Below are 24,664 nucleotides of genomic sequence, written 5' to 3' on the forward strand. Positions count from 1 at the left end.
AAACAGTGACCCCTCGTTACTAAAAAGCATTCTCTTAACCTATTATCTCCAGCATAAGTCCGGATACCGGCAAGTAAAATTCTTTCATATTTAGCTTCTATTCTGCCTACTACTCTACTATGATAGAAATTAACTTGAACGAAAGGGCAGATGGGCTATGGGAATCAACGATATCATCATACTAATTGTAATAGGATTTCTTTGTATTGGAGCCACCGATAAAATACTCGGCAACCGGTTCGGGTTCGGCGATCGTTTCACGGAAGGGTTCATGGCGATGGGGTCTCTGACGCTCGCGATGGTCGGAATCATTTCCCTGGCACCTGTGATAGCCAAATTCCTGACCCCTGTCATCTCTCCGGTATACGGAGTGATCGGTGCCGATCCAGCCACTTTCGCAAACACGATTCTCGCCATCGATATGGGCGGCTACTCGCTGGCGACCGAAATGTCTCAGCACCCGGATGCCGAGCTGTTCGCCTGGGTTTTCCTTGGAACGATGATGGGCCCGACGATCGTGTTCACCATACCTGTTGCACTCGGAATCATTGAAAAACAGGATCACCCCTACTTCGCCAGAGGTATTCTTCTCGGACTGATCACTGTCCCTGTCGGCGCGTTTACAGGTGCGATGGTGGCAGGGCTGGAGCTGACTATTATTCTCATTAACCTGATACCTACGATTATTTTTTCGACTGTGATTGCCATCGGATTATGGAAAAAACCTTCGATGATGATCTCCGGGTTTTCGATATTCGGTAAAGGAGTAGAAGCATTAGCGATTATCGGACTCACCGCAATCGCAGTAGAAACCCTGACCGGCATTGTCGTCATCCCCAACATGACGCCCCTCGATGAAGGGATTCAAATCGTTGGCAGACTCGCCATTTTCCTTGCCGGTGCTTTTCCAATGGTTGCGTTCATCTCCCGTGCCTTTGATAAATACTTAGCAAAAATCGGCGGAAGACTGCAGATCAGTGAAACTTCGACAACCGGGCTGATTGCATCACTCGCACACAGTATCCCGATGCTGGCGCTTTTAAAGGAGATGGAACCTCGAGGAAAAGTCATCAATGTCGCGTTTGCAGTAAGCGGAGCGTTTGTGTTCGGTGGCCATTTAGGTTTTGTCGCGGGGGTCAACCAGGAGATGGTGTTTGCCATGATTGTCGGTAAACTTGCCAGCGGCTTTAGCGCAGTTGCGCTTGCTGTTTTCGCATTGAAAAAGACGGTTTGAACGACAGGCGTACGATTAGCAGGCAAGATCGTACCATTACAACCAAAAGTTGCCCATTAAAAAAGGTGCCGATTGCCGGCACCCTTTTGCTGATTATTTTTGAGGAGACAGTTCTCGTTCGTTAAATTGATCCGCTTCCGTCGAACCTTTCAATGCCGTCGTTGAAGATGTTCCGCCAGAAATGACCTGGGCAACTTCATCAAAGTATCCAGTTCCGACTTCGCGCTGGTGGCGGGTAGCGGTGTAGCCATGTTCTTCGCTGGCGAATTCAGCCTGCTGCAGCTCGGAATAAGCTTCCATGCCGCGGTCTTTGTATTGGCGAGCCAATTCGAACATGCCATGGTTCAAGGAATGGAAACCTGCCAGTGTCACGAACTGGAACTTATAGCCCATTTTGCCAAGCTCCTTCTGGAAGTTGGCGATCGTCTCGTCGTCCAGTTTCTTTTGCCAGTTGAATGATGGCGAGCAATTGTACGCCAAAAGTTTACCAGGGAATTGCTCATGGATGGCATCGGCAAACTGCTGTGCTTCTTCCAGGTTCGGTTCTGAAGTTTCACACCAGATCAGGTCGGCATACGGTGCATAAGCCAGACCGCGGGAAATCGCCTGTTCAATGCCTGGTTTTGTACGGAAGAATCCTTCTGCTGTCCGTTCGCCAGTCATGAATTCAGCATCATACGGGTCCAGGTCGCTCGTGATCATATCTGCCGCATTGGCGTCGGTCCGGGCGATAATTATGGTTGGAACACCCATTGTATCCGCTGCAAATCTGGCTGATATCAAGTTGCGTACTGCATTCTGTGTCGGCAGCAATACTTTTCCGCCCAAGTGCCCGCATTTTTTCTCGGAAGATAATTGGTCCTCGAAGTGTACCGCAGAGGCTCCTGCTTCAATCATTCCTTTCATCAATTCAAATACATTCAACTGGCCGCCGAATCCTGCTTCGGCATCGGCAACGATCGGCGCGAACCAGTCGATATCGTCCTTACCTTCCATATGGTGAATCTGATCAGCACGCTGCAATGCCTGGTTAATCCGCTTGACCACCTGTGGCACGCTGTTTGCCGGGTACAGGCTTTGGTCAGGATACATATGACCGGACAAGTTGGCATCTGCCGCAACCTGCCACCCGCTTAAGTATATAGCTTTCAGTCCTGCTTTCACCTGTTGCATCGCCTGGTTACCAGTAAGAGCTCCAAGCGCATGTACGTAACCTTCTTCATTCAGCATCTTCCACAATTTTTCTGAACCCTTTTTCGCTAAAGTATATTCAATGTCCATCGATCCGCGGAGACGAATGACATCTTCCGGCTCATATGGACGTGTAATCCCTTCCCAGCGTTCCTGTTTCCATTGTTCTTTCAGGTTTTCGATTCTTTCTTGTTTCATAAAATCTGACTCCTCCTTAGAAATGGTTATATATAAAGATGTTGCTCATGGATTTATGGACGGGACAGGCCTGGTGCCTGCCCCTATTTGTTATAACACATAGACCGAAGTTTATAATTATTATATAACAGTATGGTTAAAAAAATTTACTCTTCACTTTTCGCCAGGCAATGTTCACATTCCATAAAGTAAATCGCGCTGTGATCTCCTACTGGTGTACCGCACTCCGGGCAATGATGTCCGCTGTTTCGTTCGATCTGTTTTTTCATGTTAATTCCTCCTTTTATAATACAGTAAAATTTTTTGTTTAACTGTTATGATACAGTCTATATAGTTTGGCCGGAAAATGCAACCACTTTTTCAGAATTTTTTATGAATTAGTGCTTTAGTCTATTATTTAGGTGTTTTTTATCATAGAAAAAGACTACGGAGTGGCGTTAAGTAAGAACATGTTTCCGTTAGGGAAGAAGTTTATTGAGACAGGGCGGAACATTTTTGAGACAGGGGAGAAGATAGCGGAGATAAGGCGGAAATACAAAAAAACAAACGTAAACAGCAACGTTTACGTTTGTTATCTCAATGTTTTGAATGACAGCATCACATAGGTGAAAAAGGCTCCAATCAGAATCATCAACACCCGGATCACCCAGAGATCGACGAAAAAGAAGGCAGAAGAAAGCATCGATACCCACAAAACAGTCACCCCGATAACTTTTGCTTTCAGCGGGATGCCTCGTTTTTCACGGAAATCACGGATATATTTGCCGAACCATTTGTTGGTGATCAGCCAGTGATACAGCCGGTCGGAGCTCCGGACAAAACAGGCGGCCGACAACAATAAAAATGGTGTCGTTGGCAACAGCGGCAGTACGATGCCGAGAATGCCAAGGAACAGGGTAATAAATCCGGAAACGATAAGAGTGATACGTAAAATCATATGCATGGCTACGACACGCCTTTAGAAAAGATTCTGTATTAATACAGTGGTTAGAAAGATTGCAGGTATTCGCAGATCGTCTCGATTCCTTTTTCAAAATTGTCGAGGTGGAAATGTTCATTCGGCGCGTGAAGATTTTCCGTGGGGAGACCGAACCCCATCAGTACAACCGGCGCATCCAGTACCCGCGCAAAAACTTCAACAATCGGAATCGAGCCGCCTTCTTTCGGGAAGAGCGGACGGACGCCGTAAACTTTTTCGTATGCATCAGCGGCTTTCTGAATCATCGGATTCCGGGAATCAAGTGCTACAGGCTTCGCCTGGATGAACTGCTTTGTCGATACTTTGGCACCAGCGGGTTTGTGTTCCTCCAGGTGCTCTTCAATTAATTCGTATACGCGTTGCGGATCCTGGTCACCCACCAGCCGGCAGCTGATTTTGGCACTCGCTTCTTTAGGAATAATCGTTTTGATACCTTCCCCTTGATAACCCCCGGTCACCCCGTTGATCTCCAGCGTCGGGCGAATGCCGGTTTGTTCATGGAAGGTGAATCCGGACTCGCCGAATAATGCATCAAGGCCCAATTCCTGCTTCATCTCTTCTTCGTCAAAAGGAATTTCCGCTACTTCTTTCCGCAGTTGCTCTGTCGGTTCCGGCACCCCTTCATAAAAGCCTTCGACCGAAATTTTCCCATCTGCTTCATGGAGGGAATCAAGCAGGCGTACCAGCGCATGTACAGCATTAGGAACCGCTCCTCCGTAAGCACCGGAGTGAAGATCAGAATTGGCGGTCTTCACCTCGACTTCCATAGCAAGCGCACCGCGCAGGGAAGTACAAATCGCAGGCTGACCTTTTTCAATAAAGGATGTATCCGAAACGAGTACAGCATCAGCAGCAAGCTTATCCACATTTGCGTCAATGAATGGACCGAGGTTCGGGCTCGCGATCTCCTCCTCCCCTTCAATACAGAATTTCACATTCACCGGGAAGATGCCATGCTCTTTTTTCAATAGTTCCAACGCTTTGATGTGCAGGAACAGCTGGCCTTTATCATCAGTCGCCCCGCGTGCAAAAATTTTGCCATCACGGATCACCGGCTCGAACGGCGGTGTTTCCCATAATTCTAATGGTTCCGGTGGCTGGACATCATAGTGGCCGTAGATGAGAACCGTCGGACGCCCCTCTGCATGGAGCCAGTCGCCATAAACGATCGGATGCCCGTCTGTTTCAATGATTTCGACATGCTCCATGCCAATGTTTTTAAGTGCACCTGCGACCCATTCAGCCCCTTTTTTCACATCGTCCTTATGGGCTTCAACCGCGGAGATACTCGGAATTTTTAAAAACTCTTCCAGTTCATGCAAAAATGTTTCTTTATGTAACTGTACCTTCTCCTTCACTGTATAACCTCCTTGTGTTCTTATTAATCCCATTATAAGCAATGCTAGATGTGCCCTTCCACTTTTCCCCCCTAAAGATGGCCTATTCCCGATGGGAAAATGGTTGGAATTAAAATAAAATCAGCATTTTTTCTGAAAATAAGGGAATGTCACGAGGATGAAAGATCAAAAGGAGGGCAAAAAGGATGAAAAAGTATACTGGCTTAGCGATGTTGTTTCTATCTCTTCTTCTGCTGCTGGCAGCTTGTGGAGGAGACGAATCCAATAATAATGATTCCACTAATGAAGAAACGACTCAGGAAGAACAGACGGAAGGCGATTCTTCTAAGGAGAATGGCCAACCAGAAGATGACGATAATTCAACGCAGGGAGGTCATGGCGGAAACCATATGTCCAGTGATGGAGATGTTCCGGAAGAGCTGAAAATTGCAGAAGACCCTGCCTTTAATGAAGGAGATACCGTCATCATCGAAGCAGAACATTCAGAAGGCGGAGAAACGATGATGAAAGGAGCTGAAGCAACGGTAACGGGAGCTTTTACCACGACGGCTTATGCCGTATCTTTCACTCCCACGGATGGCGGCGACCCGGTAACGAATCATAAATGGATCATCCATGAGGAATTGGAAGATCCAGGTGAAGCTCCACTAGAAGAAGGAACGGAGGTTACATTGAATGCTGATCATATGGAAGGCATGAATGGCGCCAAGGCTACTATTGATACAGCTGAAGAAACAACTGTCTACATGCTCGACTTCACCACTGTCCATGGTGATCAGGAAGTGACCGACCATAAATGGGTCACCGAAGATGAATTGAGTGCTGCTGAAGAATAAAAGGAAGCAGCATTACTATACAACACGCTCGGATATAATCTGAGCGTGTTTTCATCCTTGATAGACACGTAGTTTGATATCCCTCAAATGTGGAATGAATAAAGAAAAACGCCAGAAAGGATGGAAAGCGTATGAGCGAACCTTTACACTATTTTCCGAAAAGCTATGAAGAATCACGCGCTGCATTTCGCAGCCATCTCGATAAAATCAAAGAAAAGTGGCCGGAGGCTGAACTGATTAGTGAAACCATCAGCGCCGGAGAAGATAATACCATCGATATGATCTATGCGAATGCCCGCAAATCCAAGGACCAGGTCCTTTTTTTCACTTCCGGTGAGCACGGAATCGAGGGATATGCCGGGGCAGCGGTCATTCACTTATTCGTAGATGAGTATTTGGATCAAATGGACCCGGACACGACGGGTATCTGTCTGATTCATGGGCTCAACCCATGGGGAATGCGGAACTTCCGCCGCGTCAACGAAAACAACGTTGACTTGAACCGCAACCAGCTCTATGATGAGGATTCTGTCCCTGAAGACGTCAACAAATATTATGAAAAAGAAAGTGAACTCTTTTTACCGAACGGAACAATCACCGACCTGACAAAAGATAAAAATGAGCTGCACGCCCAGCTGACGAAAGCATTAGCCAAGGAAGGCTACAGCGCCATCAAAGAAGCGAAAGGCATGGGGCAGTTCGAATTCGAAAAAGGCGTCTATTACGGCGGAAATAAAGAAGAAGAATCGGCTGCGTTCCTGAAAAAGATGCAGCACAGGTTATTGTCGGATTACTCAAAAGTCATTCACATGGACTGGCATACCGCACTCGGCCCAACCAATGAAATTACGATGGTCGCTTCAGAACTCGAAGAACGCGATGAAGATGAACTGAAATCCTTTTATGGAATTAAAAATATCCAGAAGTTCACACCGAAAAAAGTAAAAGGAGATTCCACCAACCATTTTCATAAACTCAGAAAGGAAGAATATCCAGACACCGAACTTTTTTCCGCCTTATTCGAATTCGGCACCTTCGGCGAAGGGAAAAAAGCAGAGTTACGGGAGTTTACGACGATCGTTCTCGAAAATCGGCTATACTGGGAAGGTGCCGAAAAAGAAGAAGACCGGCAGTGGATTCTTGATGAGTTCAAAGCGATGTTCTATCCACAAGAGCAAGAGTGGCGGGAAGCTGTTTTGAAAGAAGGGCGTTTTGGCATCGAAGCAGTTTTGAAAAAGGAAGAGATTATCTAACAGACAGAGCTGGCGCCAGCTCTGTTTTTTTGTGTGTGCATAAAATCTGCATATTTTCCGGGTAAGCATCTTAAACAGGCGAATCCTAAAAGTAACATTCGGAGGTGTTATCCATGTCTGATTATAGAAAGAACAGCTTATCCTTGATTGGTACGGTAGGCCTCGGCACAGGTGTCATGATCAGTGCCGGGATTTTTGCACTGCTCGGTCAGGTGGCCGAACTTTCCGGTTCCTGGTTTCCCCTTATTTTTATCATAGGGGGCATCGTTACAGGTTTCAGCGCTTATTCTTATGTGAAAATGAGCACGGAATTTCCATCGGCCGGCGGTATTGGCATGTTTTTAGTAAAAGCGTACGGGAAAGGAACGTTGACAGCTGCCGCTGCTTTGCTGATGGCTTTTTCCATGGTGATCAACCAAAGCCTGGTGGCAAGGACGTTCGGGACTTATACGCTGCAATTATTCGGCATCGACGCGTCAAGTTTTCTCGTCCCGTTGTTGGGTGTTGGGTTACTGACGTTTGCTTTCCTGGTCAATATATCAGGGAATGAATTCATTCAGACGTTTACTTCGATCGTGTCTCTACTAAAAATTGTAGGGCTTGCGATTTTTGCGATTGGCGGTTTATGGGTTGCCGGTTTTTCCTTCTCCCCCGCTGAGGGTGGAGGGGAGACCCCGCAGACGACCATCGCCACCATCATCGCTTCAGTCGCATTGACTATTCTGTCGTTCAAAGGGTTTACGACGATTACCAATAGTGGATCGGAAATCGTCAATCCGAAGAAAAACATTGGCCGGGCGATTATCATTTCGATACTAATCAGTCTGGTTATTTACTTGTTATTAGCCTGGGCGGTGTCGAGCAACCTTCCACTCGACCGGATCATTGAAGCGAAAGATTACGCTCTGGCTGAAGCAGCACGACCTGCTTTCGGCAGTCTCGGGTTATGGTTTACAGTTATTATCGCCATTATCGCTACCATTTCCGGTATCATAGCGAGCGTATTTGCCGTTTCCCGGATGTTGGCGATGTTGACAGATATGAAGCTTATCCCGCATAAGCATTTCGGGATGCCTGGAAGAATTCAGAAACACACGCTTGTCTATACGATAGTCTTTGCGATGGTACTGACGATATTTTTCGACCTAAGCAGGATCGCATCGATGGGAGCTATCCTTTATCTCGTTATGGATATGATTGTTCACTGGGGTGTGTACAAGCATTTACGAGAAAAAGTGAATGCCAGCACAGGGGTGGTTTTAACCGCGCTAATGCTTGATGCAATTGTGTTAGGCGCCTTTTTGTGGGTGAAATTGACAACAGACCTGCTGGTTGTTGCCGTTTCTGTTGTGTTTATCATACTAATCTTTATTGGGGAAAGATGGTTCCTTAACAATGCCGCTCCCGAGGAAGAGGATTCTGGCCACGACCATTAAACAAATGTCTGTCATTGTCTGTCCCCCGTTTGCATAGTCTCTTACAAAGGGGGACAGGCGATGACGACAATGAAACTGATCCGCTATTTAGTTGCTTTTGTATTCCTGACGTCCGCATTGATGAAGCTGCTAAACTCAGAGATGGGGAGTGTGTTTATAAACCTGGGACTACCAAGCCCGGTCCAATTGATGTACGCGGTTGCTACGGCTGAATTAGTTGCTGGCATTCTATTGATTATGGGCAGATATATTAAATACGCGACGATGGTTTTAATGTTCATTATTACTGCCGCCATTATATTGACAAAAATCCCCGCTTTGCATGGCGGGTTTGTACATGCTTTGTTCAGCGCCAGGCTGGATGTTCTCCTGTTAGGTTTACTGATTATCCTTTACCGCAATCATCCATAAGAACAACCTTAAGTCCCTCTCCAGGGACTTTTTTTATGCAGTAAATTAAAGTTTGTAAGATTTTCTTACAACAATGATGATATAATTACTATTATCCTCTACAATCAACATATTAAAAGGTATATCAGCATACACAAACCCTATAAACCCCTCATATAATAGAATATGTAAACTTTCCTTACATGAAATAGAACAGAAATGATCACGGTTTGGGGGTGTCATTCGCTTTGACTTCTTATAAAGATAAAAAAGTAATAACAATCGGTGTTGTCCATGAGCTTACCGGTTTATCGGAACGGCAAATCCGCTATTACGAAGAACGCGGGCTGGTCTTCCCGGATCGCAGCAAAAAAGGGACCCGAAAATATTCCTTCCACGACGTAGAACTGCTGATGGATATTGCCAACAAGCGCGAGGAAGGCGTACAGACATATGAAATCAGACAGGATATGAAAAAAGAAGAGAAAAAACGCCAGGTACGCGAAGAAATGCTCCGCGGCCAGTTGAATGCGCACTTTAACATGCGTAAATAATTACAAAAGCGCAAGCGCCTTGCTCACCCCCGACAAGCTTAAGACAAGACTCGGCGTGACGGTCTTTGTCACAGAGAGGATTGACTTAAGACCTCGAGGGGGTAGGCGCTGGAGCTGGATGTAACCCACCACGTAAAGTTGACAAAAAAGTTTTATAATTTCCTAGACATTAAGAAGAAGGCTGACACAAAACAGTCCTGCCATTTTGTATCAGCCTTCGGTTAGTCTGCTTTTTTGAGGATGGACGAGTCCATTTCCCGTACTGAACTCTCCCCTGTCAAAGCCAGGGTGATGTCCAAATCTGCAATCATATTTTGCAGCACTTCTTTTACACCTTGCTGTCCCGCTGCTGCCAGGCCATACATACACGGCCTTCCTACAAGAACGGCTTTTGCTCCTAAGGCCATCGCTTTGATAATATCAGAACCTCGCCTGATGCCACTGTCCATCAGGACGGGAATCTTATCCTGGATAACTCCGCAGACTCCAGGCAATGCATCAAGCGCTCCTATTGCTCCGTCTACCTGGCGTCCGCCATGGTTGGATACAATGACGCCATCCGCTCCATATTCTACTGCCCGTTTCGCATCATCCGGGTGCAGAATTCCCTTTAGAATAATGGGCAGGTTCGTATTCGCCTTCAAAAAGGCAATATCCTCCCACGTTAAACCAGCGTTGCCGAACACCTGTGTCCAGAGCATGATGGCGGCTTCCGGGTCTTCCTTTGGATGTTTCTCCAGCTTGGAACAAAATGCCGGATCCGTAAAATAATTTCCGACACCTTCTCCTAATAAAAACGGCAGGTATACATTTTTCAAATCCTTTTCCCGCCAGGCCATCATAGGCGTATCCAGTGTCACAACGATGGCCGTGTATCCGGAAGCTTCGGCTCGTTTCAAAAAGCTGGCAGCGATGTCCGGATCATTACTCCAGTATAATTGAAACCAACGAGGGGAATCCCCCATCTCTTCCGCAATTTTCTCCATAGGCGTCGTCGAAGCACTACTTGCAATGAAAGGAACACCAAGCTCCGCACACGCTCTTGCCGAACCCAGATCACCTTCTTCATGAATGATCGACTGCACCCCGATTGGTGCATGAAGGACTGGAAACGGGTATGTATCACCAAACAGACGGACATGTAAATCACGCTTCTCTACATTTCGGAGCATCCTCGGTACAAGCTCCCAACGATCAAAGGCGTTAAGGTTGGCCTGCATGGTTTTACCCGCACCAGCGCCGGCTGCTACATAATCATAAGGACCATCTTCCAGTGCTTCTCTTGCCTTTTCTTCCCATTCCTCGCAAACAACCGGAAGACGATTGGGGTCAGGCTGCTGCATCGTCTGATATAAACGAAACTGTACTTGATTTCCAAAGTTCTGCATGCATACACTCCTTTTTTAAATTACGGTTCACACTTATGTCTGATTATTCTGTCTATTTTTAGCATACCGATGATGTGAAAAAATGGCAACTACGTATAAACCAGCTTACATATTCCTGCATAAAGAAAACTTCAGTGAAAGGATCTCCTCACTGGTAAAAAAACCCTTTCCATCATCAGAAAGGGTCAGTAGTCATTCCAACTCTTAAATTAATAACATTTCGTTTAGAAATCATCGTCGGTCTCAATTGTCAGACCTTCCACATGTTTACGATCAAGCTCCTTGGTAACTTTGCGGTATTCCTTAGATTGAAAGATGATATCAAAATCGTAATCAGGGGGATATAGATCCTGAGCTTTAATGTACAGCTCCAGTCGTTTATAGTTCATTTTCAGCTTTTTATCCTGCTGCTGTACGATGTAATTTCCACTTTCATCTGGACCTTTATAAACAATGGCTGTTTCCCCTGTTGCTTTAATCTTCACATTATCACCCATATTAAAACGGGAGAATGTTACCTCTCGCTTAGGAGCAGCGTTCTTTTTCTTGTAACGTGCCACGTTTATCTGTTGTTTCATTTCATTAGAATTGAGCACTTCTTGATCTATCGTATACTCCTTTGTTTCGTGATAGGTAACTTCATGGGCACGCTGGATGATGGAAGGGTGAAGACCCAACTTTAATGCAATTTGAAATGCCTGACTATCCCCCGATTCCCCAATCACCAATCGATAGGTCGGTTGTAATGTCTCCAAATCAAAGGACATGGAGCCATTAATAAAATCATTACGCTGATGAGCGAGCTCTTTCATCTCCGTAAAATGGGTCGTAACCATTAATTTCGCTTTCTTGGCCACCAACTGCTCCAAAATAGCCTGAGCAAGACCCATCCCTTCATTGGGCTCTGTGCCTGAACCAATTTCATCAATTAATGCCAAGGTTCCCGGTCGAGCATGTTGTAAGATGTCAACGATATTGACAAGCCTTGAACTAAAAGTACTTAAATTGGCCTCAATGCTTTGTCCGTCGCCAATGTCGCAAAAAATATCATCAAATATCATCACCTGGGATTCTGGACTGGCTGGAATCCATAAGCCTGCCTGGGCCATCATCGTTAATAGACCAGTCGTTTTAAGGGTCACAGTTTTCCCACCAGTATTAGGACCTGTAATTATCAACGCTTGCTCCTCCGGTTTCATTTCGATGGTCAATGGTACAGCTTCCTTCCCTAATTGGAGATGACGGGCCTCAATCAGGGAGATCTGATCATCCCTATTTAGCCCTGGCATATCAGCCTCTATATGAACAGCGTATTTAGCCTTTGCGAAAATGACGTCATACTGATGCATGACATCAATTGCTATAAGGATTTCCTGCTTGTATTCGAGGACAGCCCCCGTCAGGTAGTACAATATTTGTTCAACTTCATGCTGCTCAGACAGTTTCATATATTCAATCATGTCTTGCCGCTCTGTCAGTTCCTTTGGTTCTATGAATACGGTTGCGCCTGAAGAGGAGGTATCAATTACGGAACCCTTTACTTTCTGGCGATATTCACGCTTGACCGGAAGAGTAAGTCGACCATTTTTCTCTATAATTATATATTCTTGCAACAAAGAAGATTGTTTTTTCAACACTTCTTGTGCACGATTTTTCAGCTTTGTCTGTTCTGTCTGTAAATCACGCCTGAGTTTTAATAGCGTTTTGGATGCATAGTCATCGATTCTTCCATTTTTCAAGCACCTTCGTAATTCCTCCTCCAGAAAGGTTAAGTCTGACATGGAATCAACGTAGACGGAAATCGTCGGGGCAACATATCCTTTATCATTCATAAACCGCTTCAGCTTGCGACAATGATCCAAAAACTCAATAATCCCTTGAAGGGAACCGACTGGAAGGTAACGTCCTTTCTCTCCTTCTTCCAGGGAACGGATAACAGAATCCAAAGAATGAATTGGGACACTGGAATTAAGACGCAATATTGCGATAGCCTCACCAATTTCCTGGAAAGAACGTTCAATGTGTCTTTTATCTACCATAGGTGTTAATTCACGTATCGTCTGCTTTCCTTTGTGTGTCAGTGCGTAAGAAGCAATCTCTTCGATAATTTGATTAAACCCTAAATCATTCATCGCTTTTTTATTCACTTTCCATAAGCTCCTTAATTATTTAATTAGTTAAAAATACAAAAAGCCATCGCAGGCTGTACTTCCCCCGCGATGGCTTTCACACTTACCATTCTGCATGCAGATATAAAGAAAGAGCTACGACAGGCCCGTCACAGCTCTTTCTAAAACCTTTGGGTATGCCTGTTCTTAACTACCCCTGATCAATCCAGCACAAATAACACCTTTAAGAAGGCGATTTTGAAAATAATCAGGGATTATACGATTCGTATTAGTTAAGAACAGCCACACTCATAAAAATATCTCCTTTTTTCATACCATATTTGCAGAATGGTATAGATTTAAGATATGCCACTCTTTCCTTAATGTCAATAGTTGATCAAAAATGCCTGCCCCCTCTGCTGTAACGTGGGGGCAGGCTCGTTTCTAACTTTTACTTGACCTTTTTCAAAAGCGTTAGAGAATATATAGCTGCGATACCAACCAGGATGTAGACAATTCGTGCAACCGGACTGTCCATTCCTCCGAAAATTCCACCAACCAGATCCCACTGGAATAAGCCGAATAATAGCCAGTTCAAGCCGCCTACAATAATAAGAATAAGTGCAATCATGTCTAAACCTTTCATTTTCATCTACCACCCTTCCATTTTTGTTTAATCTTTGTATAGTTATTGTATAACTATTTTATGAGTTTGTAAAACCTTTTATCACCTAAAACAATAGAAAAATTTCCTAATCTTAAAAAAGAGCCTGGGATAAAAGTATTTCAGCCAAAAAAGCCCCCGACCAATACTTTGTAGGTCGGGGGCTGTTTGTCCCAAAATCGCTGGCAACGTCCATCGCCATCCGAAGAGGAAGTGTATTGCCTGTATGTTACTTATACAGACGGCTCTCTGTTTCTGCGGATTTGCTGATATACTTCTTCTTTAATTTCTTTTATCGTTTCTGCTTCCATCAGCTTGGCTGCACTCAGTTTCAGGTAGGCCTTCTCATCGATTTTCCCCTCTTCAAACATCTTATCTAACGTAGGGAGCCGGAAATCTTTGATAGGAAGGTACGCTAAGCTCATATGTTCATTTCCTGTCTCGACTACGACTTCTATTCCGGAGACCCTTGGACACAGCAGAGAACCATAATCAAATCGTATAACCACGTCTTCTTGCCCCGCTTTTTTCAGCAGGGGGATATTGCTCGGAAGCGATATAAAATAGACCATCTGTTCAAACGAAAAATTCAAACCTGCCAAATTGATCCCATGTCTGGTTTCGATTCGTTTGGCAAACTGTTTCAACTCGCTGTAGTAAAAGTGACGGCTGCTAAACAGAATAACCGAGAGAAACAGGACGGCTGTTATCAGAACCTCGATTTGTATCATATTCATTTCCCCCTATGCTAAGAAGACCTTATTTTTCCCGGAAGCTTTCGCCTGGTACAATGCCTGATCGGCGGCGTCGACCAGACACGTTGGCTGATTAGATGGCTCTCCGTTCATAGCTGCGACTCCGAGACTGACCGTCAAACAGCCGCCGGGCTGCTTTTCCCCGCAAGGAAAAATTGTGTTTTCTACGCTGCTGCGGATACGTTCAGCAATAAGTTCCGCTTCTTCTTTCGTTGTATTCGGGAGCAGCACGACAAACTCCTCGCCTCCGAAGCGAAAAGCCTTGTCACTCTTCCGGATCGAAGAACGAATCACTTGTGCCAGCTGAATAAGCACATCATTCCCCAGCAAGTGTCCGTTTGTATCATTGAAATGCTTAAAGAAATCAATATCGAGGAGGATCAAAGAGAGATACCCCTCCCTATCGTCGGGAAAATGTTCCGTCAAAGCTGACTGAAAAGCACGCTGATTAAGCAGCCCTGTCAGCCCATCTGTGTGTGCCATGACATCGATTTTGTTGTACAGCCGGGAATGATGGATGGCAATCGCAGCCTGGTTGGCAAGTGGAAGGACGGCATCTATCTCTCCTGCGGTGATTGCTCGTTTGTTTACCGGATTATCAATAATCAGGACACCAACCTTCACACCTTGATTTATCAAGGGAAATACGACCAGTTCCTTCATGTGAAATTGCTCTGCAAATGAGCGCAGAGGGGCACCTTTTTCCGTTGGATTTTCAATATGTAATGGTTTCCCGGAGGCCAGCGCTTTCGTCAGAAAGTTTGGCTGGTCCAATGGTATTTCCAGCTTTTTGACCCGTTCATTCAGAGAGCGGTCGGTATTCGTTTCTTCTGTTTTAATGGCAATCAGGTCTTTCAGTTCATACCGGTTCCTGGCAATCTCTTCCCAGGCGGTATATCCTTCTTCCGCAGTCATCGGTCCGGTTCCCATCACACCGGTAAGCTTTGTTTCCTCCTCATCATTCAAAAGAATCATCGCCCGGTTGAAGCCAAGGCCATGTCCGGCTGTTACTGAAGTCAAAATGGTCTGCAACAGCTTTTCCATCTGGAAGGTCTGCTGCATCGCGAAACTGACCTCCTTGAACACGTTCAGCTGTTTGGCATTGTCAACAAGCATGGACAGCATCTGACGGCGTTCGCTCCTCACTTTTCTAATCAAATAACCTGTGGCATGAATAACAGCTGCAAACAGGAGATAATGGAACAGAACATTCCACTCCCGATCACCGTACCCCAGCAGAACACCCCAGGCAATCACGGCACTTAACAACCCGCCTGGTATCCGAAAAGCAAGTGTAGCTACCGCAATCAAAAGAAAGGCCAGCTGCCGGAAATAAATGATATCGGCTGACAACAGCTGGAGACTTAACAAAGCAAAGGCTGCCACCACAAGGATGGATTTATTGAAGAAGGTGCCCCCTTTAAACCGGATAAAGTTAGCTAGAATTGCAATGAGCAAAGCAAACAGATACAACGGCCACCCTTGAATGATCATATCCTCAGCTCCAAATTTAACTTATAGTTATAATTACCTAATAATATTTTACCACAAATCATGAAGGATTTAACATGAAATGGCTCTAGGATTTTTCAACAATAACAAATCAATAAAAAAGCCGACAAGCTCCCTAAGATCCTATCTATCATAAGGAAGTGTCAGCTGTTTTTTTGAATTTTATTTAGTCGAGACAAACGGTTTTAATAAGTGGCTGAGTCCTTTCAGCACACTCATATTCGGCTGGGTGACCACCTTCTTCACCATTGAATTGTGAAGGGACTTGGTCACTAAATCCAATTGATGATTGCTCAGGCTTTCAATCGCACGTCTTAACACGAGGGAATCATCATAATCCTTGTATAGCGGTTTACAAAGTGTTTCATAATCACCCAGTCCGCAAATATCCTGTGCCGCATAGATACCACTCAGGATAGATCCCGTCTGGCCAAACCCTAAGAATGGCGTGATTCCTCCGAAACAGTTGCCTGCAAAGAAGGTGTTGCCGATACGCGGATACTTACACCTTCCAACCATGTAATCTGTTATCGTGAATTCTTCTTTAATTGTTATTTCCTGGTTCAATGTCCGTGAGGCTTGCGAAACAAACGTCTCCCAAAATTCACTCCGGTCTTCTACCCATTCCTGTTCATATTGAGGATAGACGATCACCAGCGTCGCTTCCGTTTTCGAGTGAGGGAGCAAGTAGCCCATACCTTTTGGCGCAAAATGGTTATTGAACCAGGTATGTACCTCATTACGAACAAAATCCCCTTGAACGATTGCACCTGCAAAACAGGACTTGAGCGCTATTTCATACGGCTGGATTTGCTGGGTGTCCTGTGGGTCGCCTGTCGCTAACACGACATGCGTATATTCTTTTGCTATGTCATCATATGTCACATGGCTGTCCGTATGAATCTTACTGTGAACCAGCTGCTCGGCTAATTGCTTTTCATAGGCTTCCTCATGCCTGCCCCGCATATTGATAAAGCCGATATTCCCTTCTACATAAGCAGATTCATTTTCGGAATGGACATAAATTTTTTGGACATTGTAGGTAGGTTTCAGATGGATATCATGTTTTTCGGAAAAATACTGAACAGCATCATCGATAGGAGCGTGAAGGATGGGAGTCATCAATTCTGCGATGGTATAGCCAAACCCTACTTCCTTTCGCTGCTCAAAGATATCCGCGGTATGGCCATGTTTTTCCAGCGTCAAAGCACAGGAAAGACCAGCAAGACCAGCTCCGATTATCGCTATTTTCACCAGGGCTTCCTCCTTTTTTCCTAGTGTTTGTATGGAGGGAAAATTTATGCTTATTGGTAATAGCTTCTTCGAGGAGCTTATTAAAATGGTGCTGTACTTTTTTAGATGATTAAATTTATTAGATAAAGGAATAGCGGAAATTAGCAGGAATGAAAGGCAAGAGAGGAGTGAGGGTAATGTACGCGTATGGATTATTAATGCTTGCAATCGTTTCGGAGGTTTTCGGCAGTGCGATGCTGAAGGCTTCGAATGGGTTTAAAAATAAATTGGCAGTCATTGGTGTATTGGTGGGATATGGCTTGGCTTTTTATTGCCTGGCTTTATCGCTGGACACGCTGCCGCTCAGTGTCGCGTATGCGATATGGGCAGGTTTAGGAACTGCGCTTACAGCCTTAGTAGGAATTACGATATATAAAGAAAAATTCAACCGTAAAAATGTTGCAGGATTAATGCTGATCATCATTGGGGTCACGCTGTTGAATATGGCAGGATCTCATTAAAGGATGGAGGGGACTATTATGAAAGGTTATCTAATATTAGCGATCGCTATTATCGCTGAAGTGTTTGGAGTAACGATGATGAAACTGTCCCAAGGCTTTACCGTCTTGTTTCCTTCCGTCGGTGTAATTGCTGGTTATCTGTTGTCATTTTACTTATTTTCGTTAGCGCTCAAAACCATACCACTGAGTTTTGCCTACGCCATTTGGTCCGGGTCGGGAACCGCATTCTCTGCTTTGTTGGGTGTATGGATATGGGGAGAGGCGTTTACCATGCTCACGTTCTCCGGCATCACGCTGATCATTGGTGGAATCGTCTTATTGAATATGTCGGGCCACCGAGGTACAGGAAAGGAAGTATCTTCATAATGGTTGTTTTTACTAAGGGGTGGTCAGCATATTGTCCTTCTTTTTCTTCATACTAAACAAAAAAGGAGGCAAACCGATGGCAAAACGTACAAAGAAAAACGACCCGCAGCAAAAGAATAAACAAGGCTTTGATTCCAGCAAAAAAGATACGGAGTTCGCAAAAGAATTCGGCAGCGCCAAAGCAAATCAGGCGCATAAAGAAAAAGCTAAGCGAGCAAGAAAGTCCAATAAAGTGAGCAACGAGCTTAATAAAGAACAGGAGCAGAGATAACAATGACCAAATCCAAACGGCAAGAGGAACGAGAATGGAAAGCAAGAAAGCACGCCCAGAATCCCCACGGAAAAGTTCGTTCGTTCGATGAAATAGCAGACGACGCAAAGAAAAACGATGCGAAATAAAATGCGAAGCCCAGACTGCTTTCCGGTCTGGGTTTTGTTTTTTATATATATGGAAATTACCCTTATTTTTCCTTATAATAAAACCTAACTAAAAGGGAGAATTTCATGCGACCCGCACAAATTACAGCTTTACTTATAGTCATAATCCTTTATGGAATATTATCCGCTTTTCTTCCTGATTTTAAGCTTACAATAGGATGGCCAGAAATTCTTATCTTCTTCTTGTTCCTCATACATATCCTATTCGGGCAAATGACCATGAAAGAGGTTAAGAAATATGTGATCCTTCTACCCTTACTTATAGTTGCATCCAATGTAATCATTAGCTGGATTTTTTAAAAGATAGGGAGGATCCGGCCGCAAAAACATGCGAGTAGTTGTTGGGAAAATTTTTTGGCTTTCCCGTATTTTGCTGTCTGAACAAGCGCTGGATTCGGACAAGTTACCTCCTTTCTTGCCTTATCCTGTCCTAATCAGCCCGGTATTCGGACAACTTTTCCACTTTCTCGCTTCAACCTGTCCTAATCAGCCCAGTATTCGGACAACTTTTCCATTTTCTCGCTTCAATATGTCCTAATCAGCCTAGTATTTGGACAACTTTCCTACTTTCTTGTTCCAATCTGTCCTTATTAGTAGCAATTTCGGACACCATTCGATTCTAAAAGTGTCCCAATAAAATCAAGTGAACTTGGAAGAAAACAACCCACGGCTTTACATGTTAAAATAAAAATAGCGCATCCATCCTGTGTTATACATGACCGGATTAAGGGAAGAGTATAGGTGGATGTTTTTCGAACACTAAAAAAGGAGTGGTAAGCATGAACAACACCCATTTTGACAAAATCAAAAACGGAAAAGGATTTATCGCGGCACTTGACCAAAGCGGCGGAAGTACCCCGAAAGCACTGGCAGCGTACGGTGTACAGGAGGATTCTTATTCCGGCGAAGATGAGATGTTCGACCTTGTCCATGAGATGCGGACGCGTATTATCACGTCTCCTGCTTTCAGTTCTGAAAAGATTCTCGGTGCTATTCTGTTCGAACAAACGATGGACCGGGAAATCGAAGGCCAGTACACGGCTGATTACCTTGCCAGCAAAGGTATCGTGCCATTTTTGAAAGTAGATAAAGGACTTGCCGATAAAGAAAATGGCGTTCAGTTGATGAAGCCGATCCACGACCTTGATGAAACTTTACGTCGTGCCAATGAGCGCAACATTTTCGGTACAAAAATGCGCTCGGTTGTCCATGAACCGAACGAAAAAGCGATTAAAACAGTCGTGGATCAACAGTTTGATATCGGAAAGCAAATTATTTCTGCTGGCCTGATTCCAATCATTGAACCAGAAGTGGACATTAACAGCGCCGATAAGGTGAAAAGCGAGGAAATTCTGAAGAACGAAATTCTGAAGCAGCTGGACGCACTGACAGATGATCAAAACGTGATGCTGAAGTTGACAATCCCTACAAATGCAAACACGTATAAAGAACTGATCGATCACCCGCGCGTGGTTCGTGTTGTTGCCCTGTCCGGCGGTTATTCCCGTGATGAAGCCAACGAAAAACTGAAAGAGAACGACGGCCTGATTGCCAGCTTCTCCCGCGCCCTTGCCGCTGACTTGAACGCCAATCAGTCAGACGAAGAGTTCAACGAAAAGCTGCAGCAAGCAGTCGACAGCATCTATGATGCTTCCGTTAATAAGAAATAAGCTAAAATAAGTGCCTGCCCAAACCGGGACAGGCACTTTTCGTTTATTTAGAGTTGCGTACGGAGTTTAAAATTAACCGTTGTTCTACAGAAGCGACGAGTCTTCTAGTATCGGCCACGGTATCCGGATTGATGCTGACACTATCAATTCCTTCCTGGATTAGGAACTCGGTGAATTCTGGATATAGGGATGGTCCCTGCCCGCAAATCGACACCGTTTTATCATGCTTATGGGCGGCATGAATCAGCGTTTTGATTGCCTGTTTGACAGCCGGGTTGCGTTCATCAAAGTAGCCCATCGTGTTCAGAATTCCGGAGTCGCGGTCTGAACCTAGAATCAACTGGGTAAGGTCGTTGCTGCCAATGCTGAACCCGTCGACCAATTGAGCGAAATCTTCAGCCTGGAAGATGACGGATGGAACTTCTGCCATAATCCAGATTTTGAACTGCTGGTCCTGCTTCAATCCTTCTTCTGCCATGATTTCTTTGACGCGTTCGACTTCCCAGGTAGTACGGACAAACGGGAGCATCGTCCATACGTTGATTAAGCCATATTCTTCACGGACCTTCTTAATCGCACGGCACTCGAGACGGAAACCTTCCTCGTATTCCGGGGAAATGTAGCGGGAAACTCCGCGCCACCCGATCATTGGGTTCGCTTCGATCGGTTCTACTTCTTCTCCGCCTTTCAACCCGCGGAATTCATTGGAACGGAAGTCACTTAGCCGGACGACAATCGGTTTTGGATAGATGTCCTGAGCTACCTTGGTGATTCCTTCAGCCATTTTTTCGATAAAAAATTGTTCTTCGCCATTTTTCAACAGGTACATCGGATGAGCACCGACCAGGTGAGTAAAAATGAACTCGGTACGCATTAAGCCAATCCCATCAAACGGGAGGTCTTTGTACTTGCCGATTAAATCTGGCTCACCAAGATTCATGTACACTTTTGTACCTGTGATTGGCGCCAGCTGGTGAAGGTTGATTTGTTCGACAGCAGAGGGTTCTGCTTTCTTCGTCTCTTCCTGCTTATCTTCCAGAATTCCCTGGTACACGACCCCGCGAGTGGCATCGACTGTCACTTCCATTCCTTCAGACAGCACTTCCGTTGCATTGTTGGACCCGACGATACAAGGAATACCGAATTCACGGGAAACAATTGCCGCGTGACACGTACGCCCGCCTTCGTTTGTAACCACGGCTGCTGCCTTTTTCATCGCTGGCATCATATCGGGGTTTGTCATAATAGTAACGAGGATATCCCCCTCTTCCACCTTCGAGACTTCCGTAATATCTTTAATTTTTCTTACCTTTCCGCTTCCTGTACCTGGGGATGCCGGGAGACCGCGGACCAGTGACACACGGCTGGTTTCTTTTTGAGCTTCTTCAATCACGTTTGGTTCCTCCTTAGTTAATGTCGTAATCGGCCTTGCCTGTAGAATGTAAAGTTCATTGGTATCAGTATCAATCGCCCATTCAATATCCTGCGGGGAATTGTAAAGTTCTTCGATACGAAGCGCATCGGTGGAAAGCTGATTGATTTCAGTTTCAGTCAGGCACTGTTTGGTTACAAGGTCTTCGCCTAAAAACTCTTTTACAGCGACTTTAGTCGTTCCTACAGCCTTTTCATTTTTGACAATCAAAAAATTCTTGGAAGCAATATGCTTTTCAATGACGCTGTTGTCCCTTTTATCGACGATGTATTCATCCGGGGAGACCATCCCGGACACCACGGATTCGCCAAGGCCCCAGCTGGCATTGATCATCATTTGATTATGGTCTTCATTAATCGGATTGGAAGTAAACAGAACGCCTGCTTTTTTGCTGTTTACCATCTTTTGCACAACAGCCGATAGTGACACATCAAAATGGTCGAAGTCCTGTTGTTCACGATAATAAATCGCGCGTGCAGTCCAAAGCGATGCCCAGCATTTTTTAATATGGTGAATGACCTCTTCCACGCCTTCAATTTCCAGGTACGTATCCTGTTGTCCGGCAAAGGATGCTTCTGGTAAATCTTCCGCCGTTGCAGAACTCCGCACAGCTACATACAGGTCATCGACTTGAAGGTTACGCTGAAATTGTGCGTAAGCCTCGCGAATTTCTTTATCAATCGGCTCAAGTATATCTGTGTCCATGATCACGCTTCTGATTTCTGCACTTGTCTGCTGAAGCTGGTAATTGTTGTCGATATCGAGGCCGTTGATCGACTCGAGTATGTACTTATCCAAGTTACTCTCCTCGATAAAATTACTGTATGCGTTTGCAGTAACACAAAAACCAGGTGGGACTTTCACGCCTCCGTTTATAAGCTCACCCAGATTGGCCCCTTTCCCGCCTACCAATGGGATGTCTTCTTTATGAATTTCTTCAAACCAACGAATATAAGGATGTTTCGACACTCTCGATCTCCTCCTTACTAGATTTGCAATATAATATAACACATATTTTCAATTATGTCATACTTAATATTTAATAATGTTATACTATATAAAAAATAATTGGGTTTTGTGTAGGTCATTAAAGAATTTTTTTATAGAAAATGCATCTACCCTTCTGGCAAACTATATGTTAACCTTAATTTCATAAAGGTTTACATATAGGAGGATAAACAGATGAACAGGCAAAGCAAAAAACTGAGAGTGATCATTAATTGCGCTATTTTCGCAGCTATTACTGCCATTTTTGCCCAGATTGAAATTCCCTTGCCAGTGGTTCCAATCAGCGGCCAGACCCTGGCTGTCGGCTTGACGGCAACAATTTTAGGCAGCAGGCAAGGCGCTATTGCTATGATCGGTTACGCTGCCTTAGGAGCTGTAGGTGTTCCTGTCTTCGCAGGATTCAAAGGGGGCGCACAGGTGTTAGTGGGGCCGACAGGTGGTTATATTATTGGTTTCGTGGCAGCCGCATTCATTACTGGATATATCCTGGAACAGACAAAATTCAACCTTACGATGGCCATGATCGCCAACACAGCAGGAATGATCGTTACCCTGTTATTTGGTATGGTGCAATTGAAACTTGTCCTTGATTTAGGTTGGGGAGAGGCACTGGCTGTAGGTGTTTATCCTTTCATCGTGGTAGGACTAATTAAAGCATTTCTTGCGAGCTGGCTCGGTATAACCGTAAGAAAACGTTTGGTTCAAGCGAGTCTGCTTCAACTAACCAGGAAATCAGCTGCTTAAGATGTGGCTCTATCGCTTATTCATAAAAAAAGAGCACTTTTCCCTGGGGAGAAGTGCTCTTACTTTGAATACGTAGCAAACTACTATCATTCTCTTAATCAATTGCCTATCAAAAGTGCCCCATCTACTCAATCATTTCGGTTTTGCCGTCCACTTTTAGGCATTGAACAGACGGATTAAGAAACCACTTTCTTCAACATTAGGCATGAAATAAGTAACACCATAGTTAGAAGCAACAGCAGTAACTACAGTCCAAAAGACTAAACTGGTCATCATCCAGGTCGTGACCAACTTTCTCTTCGAGCCAAAGCTCATCCCCATTAGCGCGGAGATGTGGGAACCGACGAGAAAAGGGCCGATTATCGTTAACCCCGGTAAACCATACTTGTCAAAGAGTGCCCTCGCACGTTTTCCCTTTTTCGACTCCTCCATTTCCTCGGAACTGGATTCTGTTGCCTGGCCTTCCTCTTGTGGGACACTCTGCATTCGTTTTTGCTTCCGCCTTCTCATCCATAGCTTTACTTGGTCTACAAAAGCAATCAACAGTACCACTGTCAAGGCATTCCCCAAGAAAGCAAGTAACGCAGTCGGGAATGGAGACAGCCCGCCAATAACAGCCAATGGGATCACCGCAATTAGTTCAAACAACGGGATGGCTGCCAATAGAAATACAAGCAGATACGACAATAACATAATCCTCATCCTCCCCCATTATTCATATAATTTTTTTATTTCAGACCAGAAAATAAAATATTGCCCGATTCCAAGCACCGTCAGAACAATGACAGGAAGCAACTCCACCCCTTTGAACAAAGCAACCGCCACGATGGCTGCCGGAATAGCAAAGTAATAGTAAATGTAAACTTTCCGACAAGCCCGGTACGTAATGTATTGATGCCCTTCGTCTTCTTCCTTCAGCTCATATGGGATGAGGGTGAAGATACGAAACCTCCGGTCCGGAAATTTGCGGTTGTAATAGGCCATCAGCCCAAAATAACTCAGAACAAAAATGGCATAAACGCCAGTTATTATAAGAAACAGCGCATCCCGCTGCTCCATTACGATACTCATGGAATAGATCACCGCAACCCCAATCAGAAATACACTCATCGTAAAAGGTGATCGTAAATAACGCTCCATCATTTTTCATCCTCCCCCTCTATCCAAAACACTTCCTCCAAATCGACAGCCAGTGCTTTAGCAATTTTTAATGCTAACAGCACGGAAGGGGCATAGTCACCTTTTTCTATCATGCCAATCGTCTGTCGAGTCGCTCCAACCAATTTACCTAGGTCAGCTTGGGTAAAATCATGTCTGGCTCTTAATTCCTTCACTCGATTTCTAAGCATGTCATAAACAACCCCTCTTACTGTTTCCTGCTATTTAAATGTAAATG

At 44.8% G+C, this 24,664-nt stretch carries 26 protein-coding genes; 12 read left to right on the forward strand and 14 right to left on the reverse strand.

The window, feature by feature from the left end; genetic code table 11:
* The first annotated feature begins 157 nt into the window (after positions 1-157).
* Positions 158-1,234: an ethanolamine utilization protein EutH gene (eutH, locus tag B9Y67_RS09950; protein WP_085506544.1), complete on the forward strand. Its 1,077-nt coding sequence runs from the start codon at positions 158-160 to the stop codon at positions 1,232-1,234.
* Positions 1,235-1,327: 93 nt separating this feature from the next.
* Here the strand turns inward: eutH and aceA are convergent, their stop codons facing one another.
* From aceA to B9Y67_RS09965, 4 genes are all read right to left on the reverse strand, one after another.
* Entirely contained in the window at positions 1,328-2,623 is a 1,296-nt protein-coding gene (gene aceA, locus B9Y67_RS09955; RefSeq protein ID WP_085506545.1) for an isocitrate lyase, read from the reverse strand.
* 146 nt (positions 2,624-2,769) lie between these two features.
* Positions 2,770-2,892 (reverse strand): hypothetical protein, encoded by a 123-nt coding sequence (locus tag B9Y67_RS21010; protein WP_254901766.1) that lies wholly within the window; start codon positions 2,890-2,892, stop codon positions 2,770-2,772.
* A gap of 302 nt (positions 2,893-3,194) precedes the next feature.
* Positions 3,195-3,560 (reverse strand): YbaN family protein, encoded by a 366-nt coding sequence (locus tag B9Y67_RS09960; protein ID WP_254901767.1) that lies wholly within the window; start codon positions 3,558-3,560, stop codon positions 3,195-3,197.
* Positions 3,561-3,610: 50 nt separating this feature from the next.
* Entirely contained in the window at positions 3,611-4,960 is a 1,350-nt protein-coding gene (locus B9Y67_RS09965; protein WP_254901768.1) for a dipeptidase, read from the reverse strand.
* A 185-nt stretch (positions 4,961-5,145) separates the two neighbouring features.
* Between B9Y67_RS09965 and B9Y67_RS09970 the strand changes: the two genes are divergently transcribed.
* The 5 genes from B9Y67_RS09970 to B9Y67_RS09990 all read left to right on the forward strand — a co-directional run bounded on the left by B9Y67_RS09970 (position 5,146) and on the right by B9Y67_RS09990 (position 9,429).
* Entirely contained in the window at positions 5,146-5,796 is a 651-nt protein-coding gene (locus B9Y67_RS09970) for a YdhK family protein (RefSeq protein WP_085506548.1), read from the forward strand.
* A 131-nt stretch (positions 5,797-5,927) separates the two neighbouring features.
* Positions 5,928-7,049 (forward strand): M14 family metallopeptidase, encoded by a 1,122-nt coding sequence (locus B9Y67_RS09975; protein ID WP_085506549.1) that lies wholly within the window; start codon positions 5,928-5,930, stop codon positions 7,047-7,049.
* A gap of 113 nt (positions 7,050-7,162) precedes the next feature.
* Entirely contained in the window at positions 7,163-8,485 is a 1,323-nt protein-coding gene (locus tag B9Y67_RS09980) for an APC family permease (protein ID WP_085506550.1), read from the forward strand.
* Positions 8,486-8,545: 60 nt separating this feature from the next.
* Entirely contained in the window at positions 8,546-8,896 is a 351-nt protein-coding gene (locus B9Y67_RS09985) for a DoxX family protein (protein ID WP_085506551.1), read from the forward strand.
* Between the two features lie 227 nt (positions 8,897-9,123).
* Positions 9,124-9,429, forward strand: coding sequence for a MerR family transcriptional regulator (locus B9Y67_RS09990; RefSeq protein WP_085506552.1), 306 nt, complete (start codon positions 9,124-9,126; stop codon positions 9,427-9,429).
* Positions 9,430-9,650: 221 nt separating this feature from the next.
* Here the strand turns inward: B9Y67_RS09990 and B9Y67_RS09995 are convergent, their stop codons facing one another.
* The 6 genes from B9Y67_RS09995 to B9Y67_RS10020 form a co-directional block, all read right to left on the reverse strand.
* Entirely contained in the window at positions 9,651-10,817 is a 1,167-nt protein-coding gene (locus B9Y67_RS09995) for a lactate 2-monooxygenase (RefSeq protein ID WP_085506553.1), read from the reverse strand.
* Positions 10,818-11,041: 224 nt separating this feature from the next.
* Entirely contained in the window at positions 11,042-12,964 is a 1,923-nt protein-coding gene (locus B9Y67_RS10000; protein ID WP_085506554.1) for an endonuclease MutS2, read from the reverse strand.
* Positions 12,965-13,376: 412 nt separating this feature from the next.
* Positions 13,377-13,571 carry a DUF378 domain-containing protein gene (locus tag B9Y67_RS10005; protein ID WP_085506753.1) on the reverse strand — a complete coding sequence of 65 codons (195 nt, stop codon included), beginning with the start codon at positions 13,569-13,571 and terminating at the stop codon, positions 13,377-13,379.
* A 251-nt stretch (positions 13,572-13,822) separates the two neighbouring features.
* A complete protein-coding gene (locus B9Y67_RS10010) occupies positions 13,823-14,320 on the reverse strand; it encodes a hypothetical protein (RefSeq protein ID WP_085506555.1) in 498 nt (165 codons plus the stop codon).
* 12 nt (positions 14,321-14,332) lie between these two features.
* Positions 14,333-15,838: a sensor domain-containing diguanylate cyclase gene (locus B9Y67_RS10015; RefSeq protein WP_085506556.1), complete on the reverse strand. Its 1,506-nt coding sequence runs from the start codon at positions 15,836-15,838 to the stop codon at positions 14,333-14,335.
* A 180-nt stretch (positions 15,839-16,018) separates the two neighbouring features.
* Positions 16,019-17,110, reverse strand: coding sequence for an NAD(P)/FAD-dependent oxidoreductase (locus B9Y67_RS10020; protein WP_085506557.1), 1,092 nt, complete (start codon positions 17,108-17,110; stop codon positions 16,019-16,021).
* Between the two features lie 176 nt (positions 17,111-17,286).
* On the opposite strand from B9Y67_RS10020, the gene B9Y67_RS10025 reads away from it, so the two are divergent.
* The 5 genes from B9Y67_RS10025 (at position 17,287) to B9Y67_RS10045 (ending at position 20,084) form a co-directional block, all read left to right on the forward strand.
* Positions 17,287-17,610, forward strand: coding sequence for a DMT family transporter (locus tag B9Y67_RS10025; protein WP_085506558.1), 324 nt, complete (start codon positions 17,287-17,289; stop codon positions 17,608-17,610).
* 18 nt (positions 17,611-17,628) lie between these two features.
* Positions 17,629-17,976: a DMT family transporter gene (locus B9Y67_RS10030; protein ID WP_085506559.1), complete on the forward strand. Its 348-nt coding sequence runs from the start codon at positions 17,629-17,631 to the stop codon at positions 17,974-17,976.
* A gap of 76 nt (positions 17,977-18,052) precedes the next feature.
* Positions 18,053-18,247 (forward strand): hypothetical protein, encoded by a 195-nt coding sequence (locus B9Y67_RS10035; RefSeq protein ID WP_085506560.1) that lies wholly within the window; start codon positions 18,053-18,055, stop codon positions 18,245-18,247.
* Positions 18,248-18,249: 2 nt separating this feature from the next.
* Positions 18,250-18,375, forward strand: a complete 126-nt coding sequence (locus tag B9Y67_RS21015; RefSeq protein WP_254901769.1) for a DUF6254 family protein — start codon at positions 18,250-18,252, stop codon at positions 18,373-18,375.
* Positions 18,376-19,193: 818 nt separating this feature from the next.
* Positions 19,194-20,084, forward strand: coding sequence for a fructose bisphosphate aldolase (locus tag B9Y67_RS10045; protein WP_085506562.1), 891 nt, complete (start codon positions 19,194-19,196; stop codon positions 20,082-20,084).
* A gap of 43 nt (positions 20,085-20,127) precedes the next feature.
* Here the strand turns inward: B9Y67_RS10045 and ppsA are convergent, their stop codons facing one another.
* The gene (gene ppsA / locus B9Y67_RS10050; RefSeq protein WP_085506563.1) at positions 20,128-22,485 is read right to left on the reverse strand and encodes a phosphoenolpyruvate synthase; all 2,358 of its coding nucleotides are present in this window, start codon (positions 22,483-22,485) and stop codon (positions 20,128-20,130) included.
* A 213-nt stretch (positions 22,486-22,698) separates the two neighbouring features.
* On the opposite strand from ppsA, the gene B9Y67_RS10055 reads away from it, so the two are divergent.
* Positions 22,699-23,268: a biotin transporter BioY gene (locus B9Y67_RS10055; protein ID WP_085506564.1), complete on the forward strand. Its 570-nt coding sequence runs from the start codon at positions 22,699-22,701 to the stop codon at positions 23,266-23,268.
* A gap of 156 nt (positions 23,269-23,424) precedes the next feature.
* On the opposite strand, the gene B9Y67_RS10060 is transcribed toward B9Y67_RS10055, so the two are convergent.
* Genes B9Y67_RS10060 through B9Y67_RS10070 form a run of 3 tightly spaced genes read right to left on the reverse strand, consistent with a single transcriptional unit; the run spans position 23,425 to position 24,617 of the window.
* Positions 23,425-23,961: a small multi-drug export protein gene (locus B9Y67_RS10060; RefSeq protein ID WP_085506565.1), complete on the reverse strand. Its 537-nt coding sequence runs from the start codon at positions 23,959-23,961 to the stop codon at positions 23,425-23,427.
* Between the two features lie 18 nt (positions 23,962-23,979).
* On the reverse strand, positions 23,980-24,411 hold the full coding sequence (locus B9Y67_RS10065; RefSeq protein WP_085506566.1) for a hypothetical protein: 432 nt from the start codon (positions 24,409-24,411) through the stop codon (positions 23,980-23,982).
* Positions 24,408-24,617 (reverse strand): helix-turn-helix transcriptional regulator, encoded by a 210-nt coding sequence (locus B9Y67_RS10070; protein WP_085506567.1) that lies wholly within the window; start codon positions 24,615-24,617, stop codon positions 24,408-24,410. Before B9Y67_RS10070 ends, B9Y67_RS10065 begins: the two co-directional genes overlap by 4 nt.
* Positions 24,618-24,664 lie beyond the last annotated feature (47 nt).

The organism is Thalassobacillus devorans (genome assembly GCF_900176565.1).
Lineage (GTDB): Bacteria > Bacillota > Bacilli > Bacillales > Halobacillaceae > Thalassobacillus > Thalassobacillus devorans_A.

Bases quoted from the DNA above. Each gene is read 5' to 3' on its own strand.
- B9Y67_RS21010 (WP_254901766.1), bottom strand. From the start codon at position 2,892: ATGAAAAAACAGATCGAACGAAACAGCGGACATCATTGCCCGGAGTGC.
- B9Y67_RS10045 (WP_085506562.1), top strand. From the start codon at position 19,194: ATGAACAACACCCATTTTGACAAAATCAAAAACGGAAAAGGATTTATC.
- B9Y67_RS10060 (WP_085506565.1), bottom strand. From the start codon at position 23,961: ATGTTATTGTCGTATCTGCTTGTATTTCTATTGGCAGCCATCCCGTTG.
- B9Y67_RS10030 (WP_085506559.1), top strand. From the start codon at position 17,629: ATGAAAGGTTATCTAATATTAGCGATCGCTATTATCGCTGAAGTGTTT.
- B9Y67_RS09980 (WP_085506550.1), top strand. From the start codon at position 7,163: ATGTCTGATTATAGAAAGAACAGCTTATCCTTGATTGGTACGGTAGGC.
- B9Y67_RS09970 (WP_085506548.1), top strand. From the start codon at position 5,146: ATGAAAAAGTATACTGGCTTAGCGATGTTGTTTCTATCTCTTCTTCTG.
- B9Y67_RS10070 (WP_085506567.1), bottom strand. From the start codon at position 24,617: ATGCTTAGAAATCGAGTGAAGGAATTAAGAGCCAGACATGATTTTACC.
- aceA (WP_085506545.1), bottom strand. From the start codon at position 2,623: ATGAAACAAGAAAGAATCGAAAACCTGAAAGAACAATGGAAACAGGAA.
- B9Y67_RS09985 (WP_085506551.1), top strand. From the start codon at position 8,546: ATGACGACAATGAAACTGATCCGCTATTTAGTTGCTTTTGTATTCCTG.
- B9Y67_RS10010 (WP_085506555.1), bottom strand. From the start codon at position 14,320: ATGATACAAATCGAGGTTCTGATAACAGCCGTCCTGTTTCTCTCGGTT.
- B9Y67_RS10035 (WP_085506560.1), top strand. From the start codon at position 18,053: ATGGCAAAACGTACAAAGAAAAACGACCCGCAGCAAAAGAATAAACAA.
- B9Y67_RS10025 (WP_085506558.1), top strand. From the start codon at position 17,287: ATGTACGCGTATGGATTATTAATGCTTGCAATCGTTTCGGAGGTTTTC.
- B9Y67_RS10065 (WP_085506566.1), bottom strand. From the start codon at position 24,411: ATGATGGAGCGTTATTTACGATCACCTTTTACGATGAGTGTATTTCTG.
- B9Y67_RS09975 (WP_085506549.1), top strand. From the start codon at position 5,928: ATGAGCGAACCTTTACACTATTTTCCGAAAAGCTATGAAGAATCACGC.
- B9Y67_RS10005 (WP_085506753.1), bottom strand. From the start codon at position 13,571: ATGAAAGGTTTAGACATGATTGCACTTATTCTTATTATTGTAGGCGGC.
- B9Y67_RS09960 (WP_254901767.1), bottom strand. From the start codon at position 3,560: ATGATTTTACGTATCACTCTTATCGTTTCCGGATTTATTACCCTGTTC.
- eutH (WP_085506544.1), top strand. From the start codon at position 158: ATGGGAATCAACGATATCATCATACTAATTGTAATAGGATTTCTTTGT.
- B9Y67_RS10055 (WP_085506564.1), top strand. From the start codon at position 22,699: ATGAACAGGCAAAGCAAAAAACTGAGAGTGATCATTAATTGCGCTATT.
- B9Y67_RS21015 (WP_254901769.1), top strand. From the start codon at position 18,250: ATGACCAAATCCAAACGGCAAGAGGAACGAGAATGGAAAGCAAGAAAG.
- B9Y67_RS10015 (WP_085506556.1), bottom strand. From the start codon at position 15,838: ATGATCATTCAAGGGTGGCCGTTGTATCTGTTTGCTTTGCTCATTGCA.
- B9Y67_RS09995 (WP_085506553.1), bottom strand. From the start codon at position 10,817: ATGCAGAACTTTGGAAATCAAGTACAGTTTCGTTTATATCAGACGATG.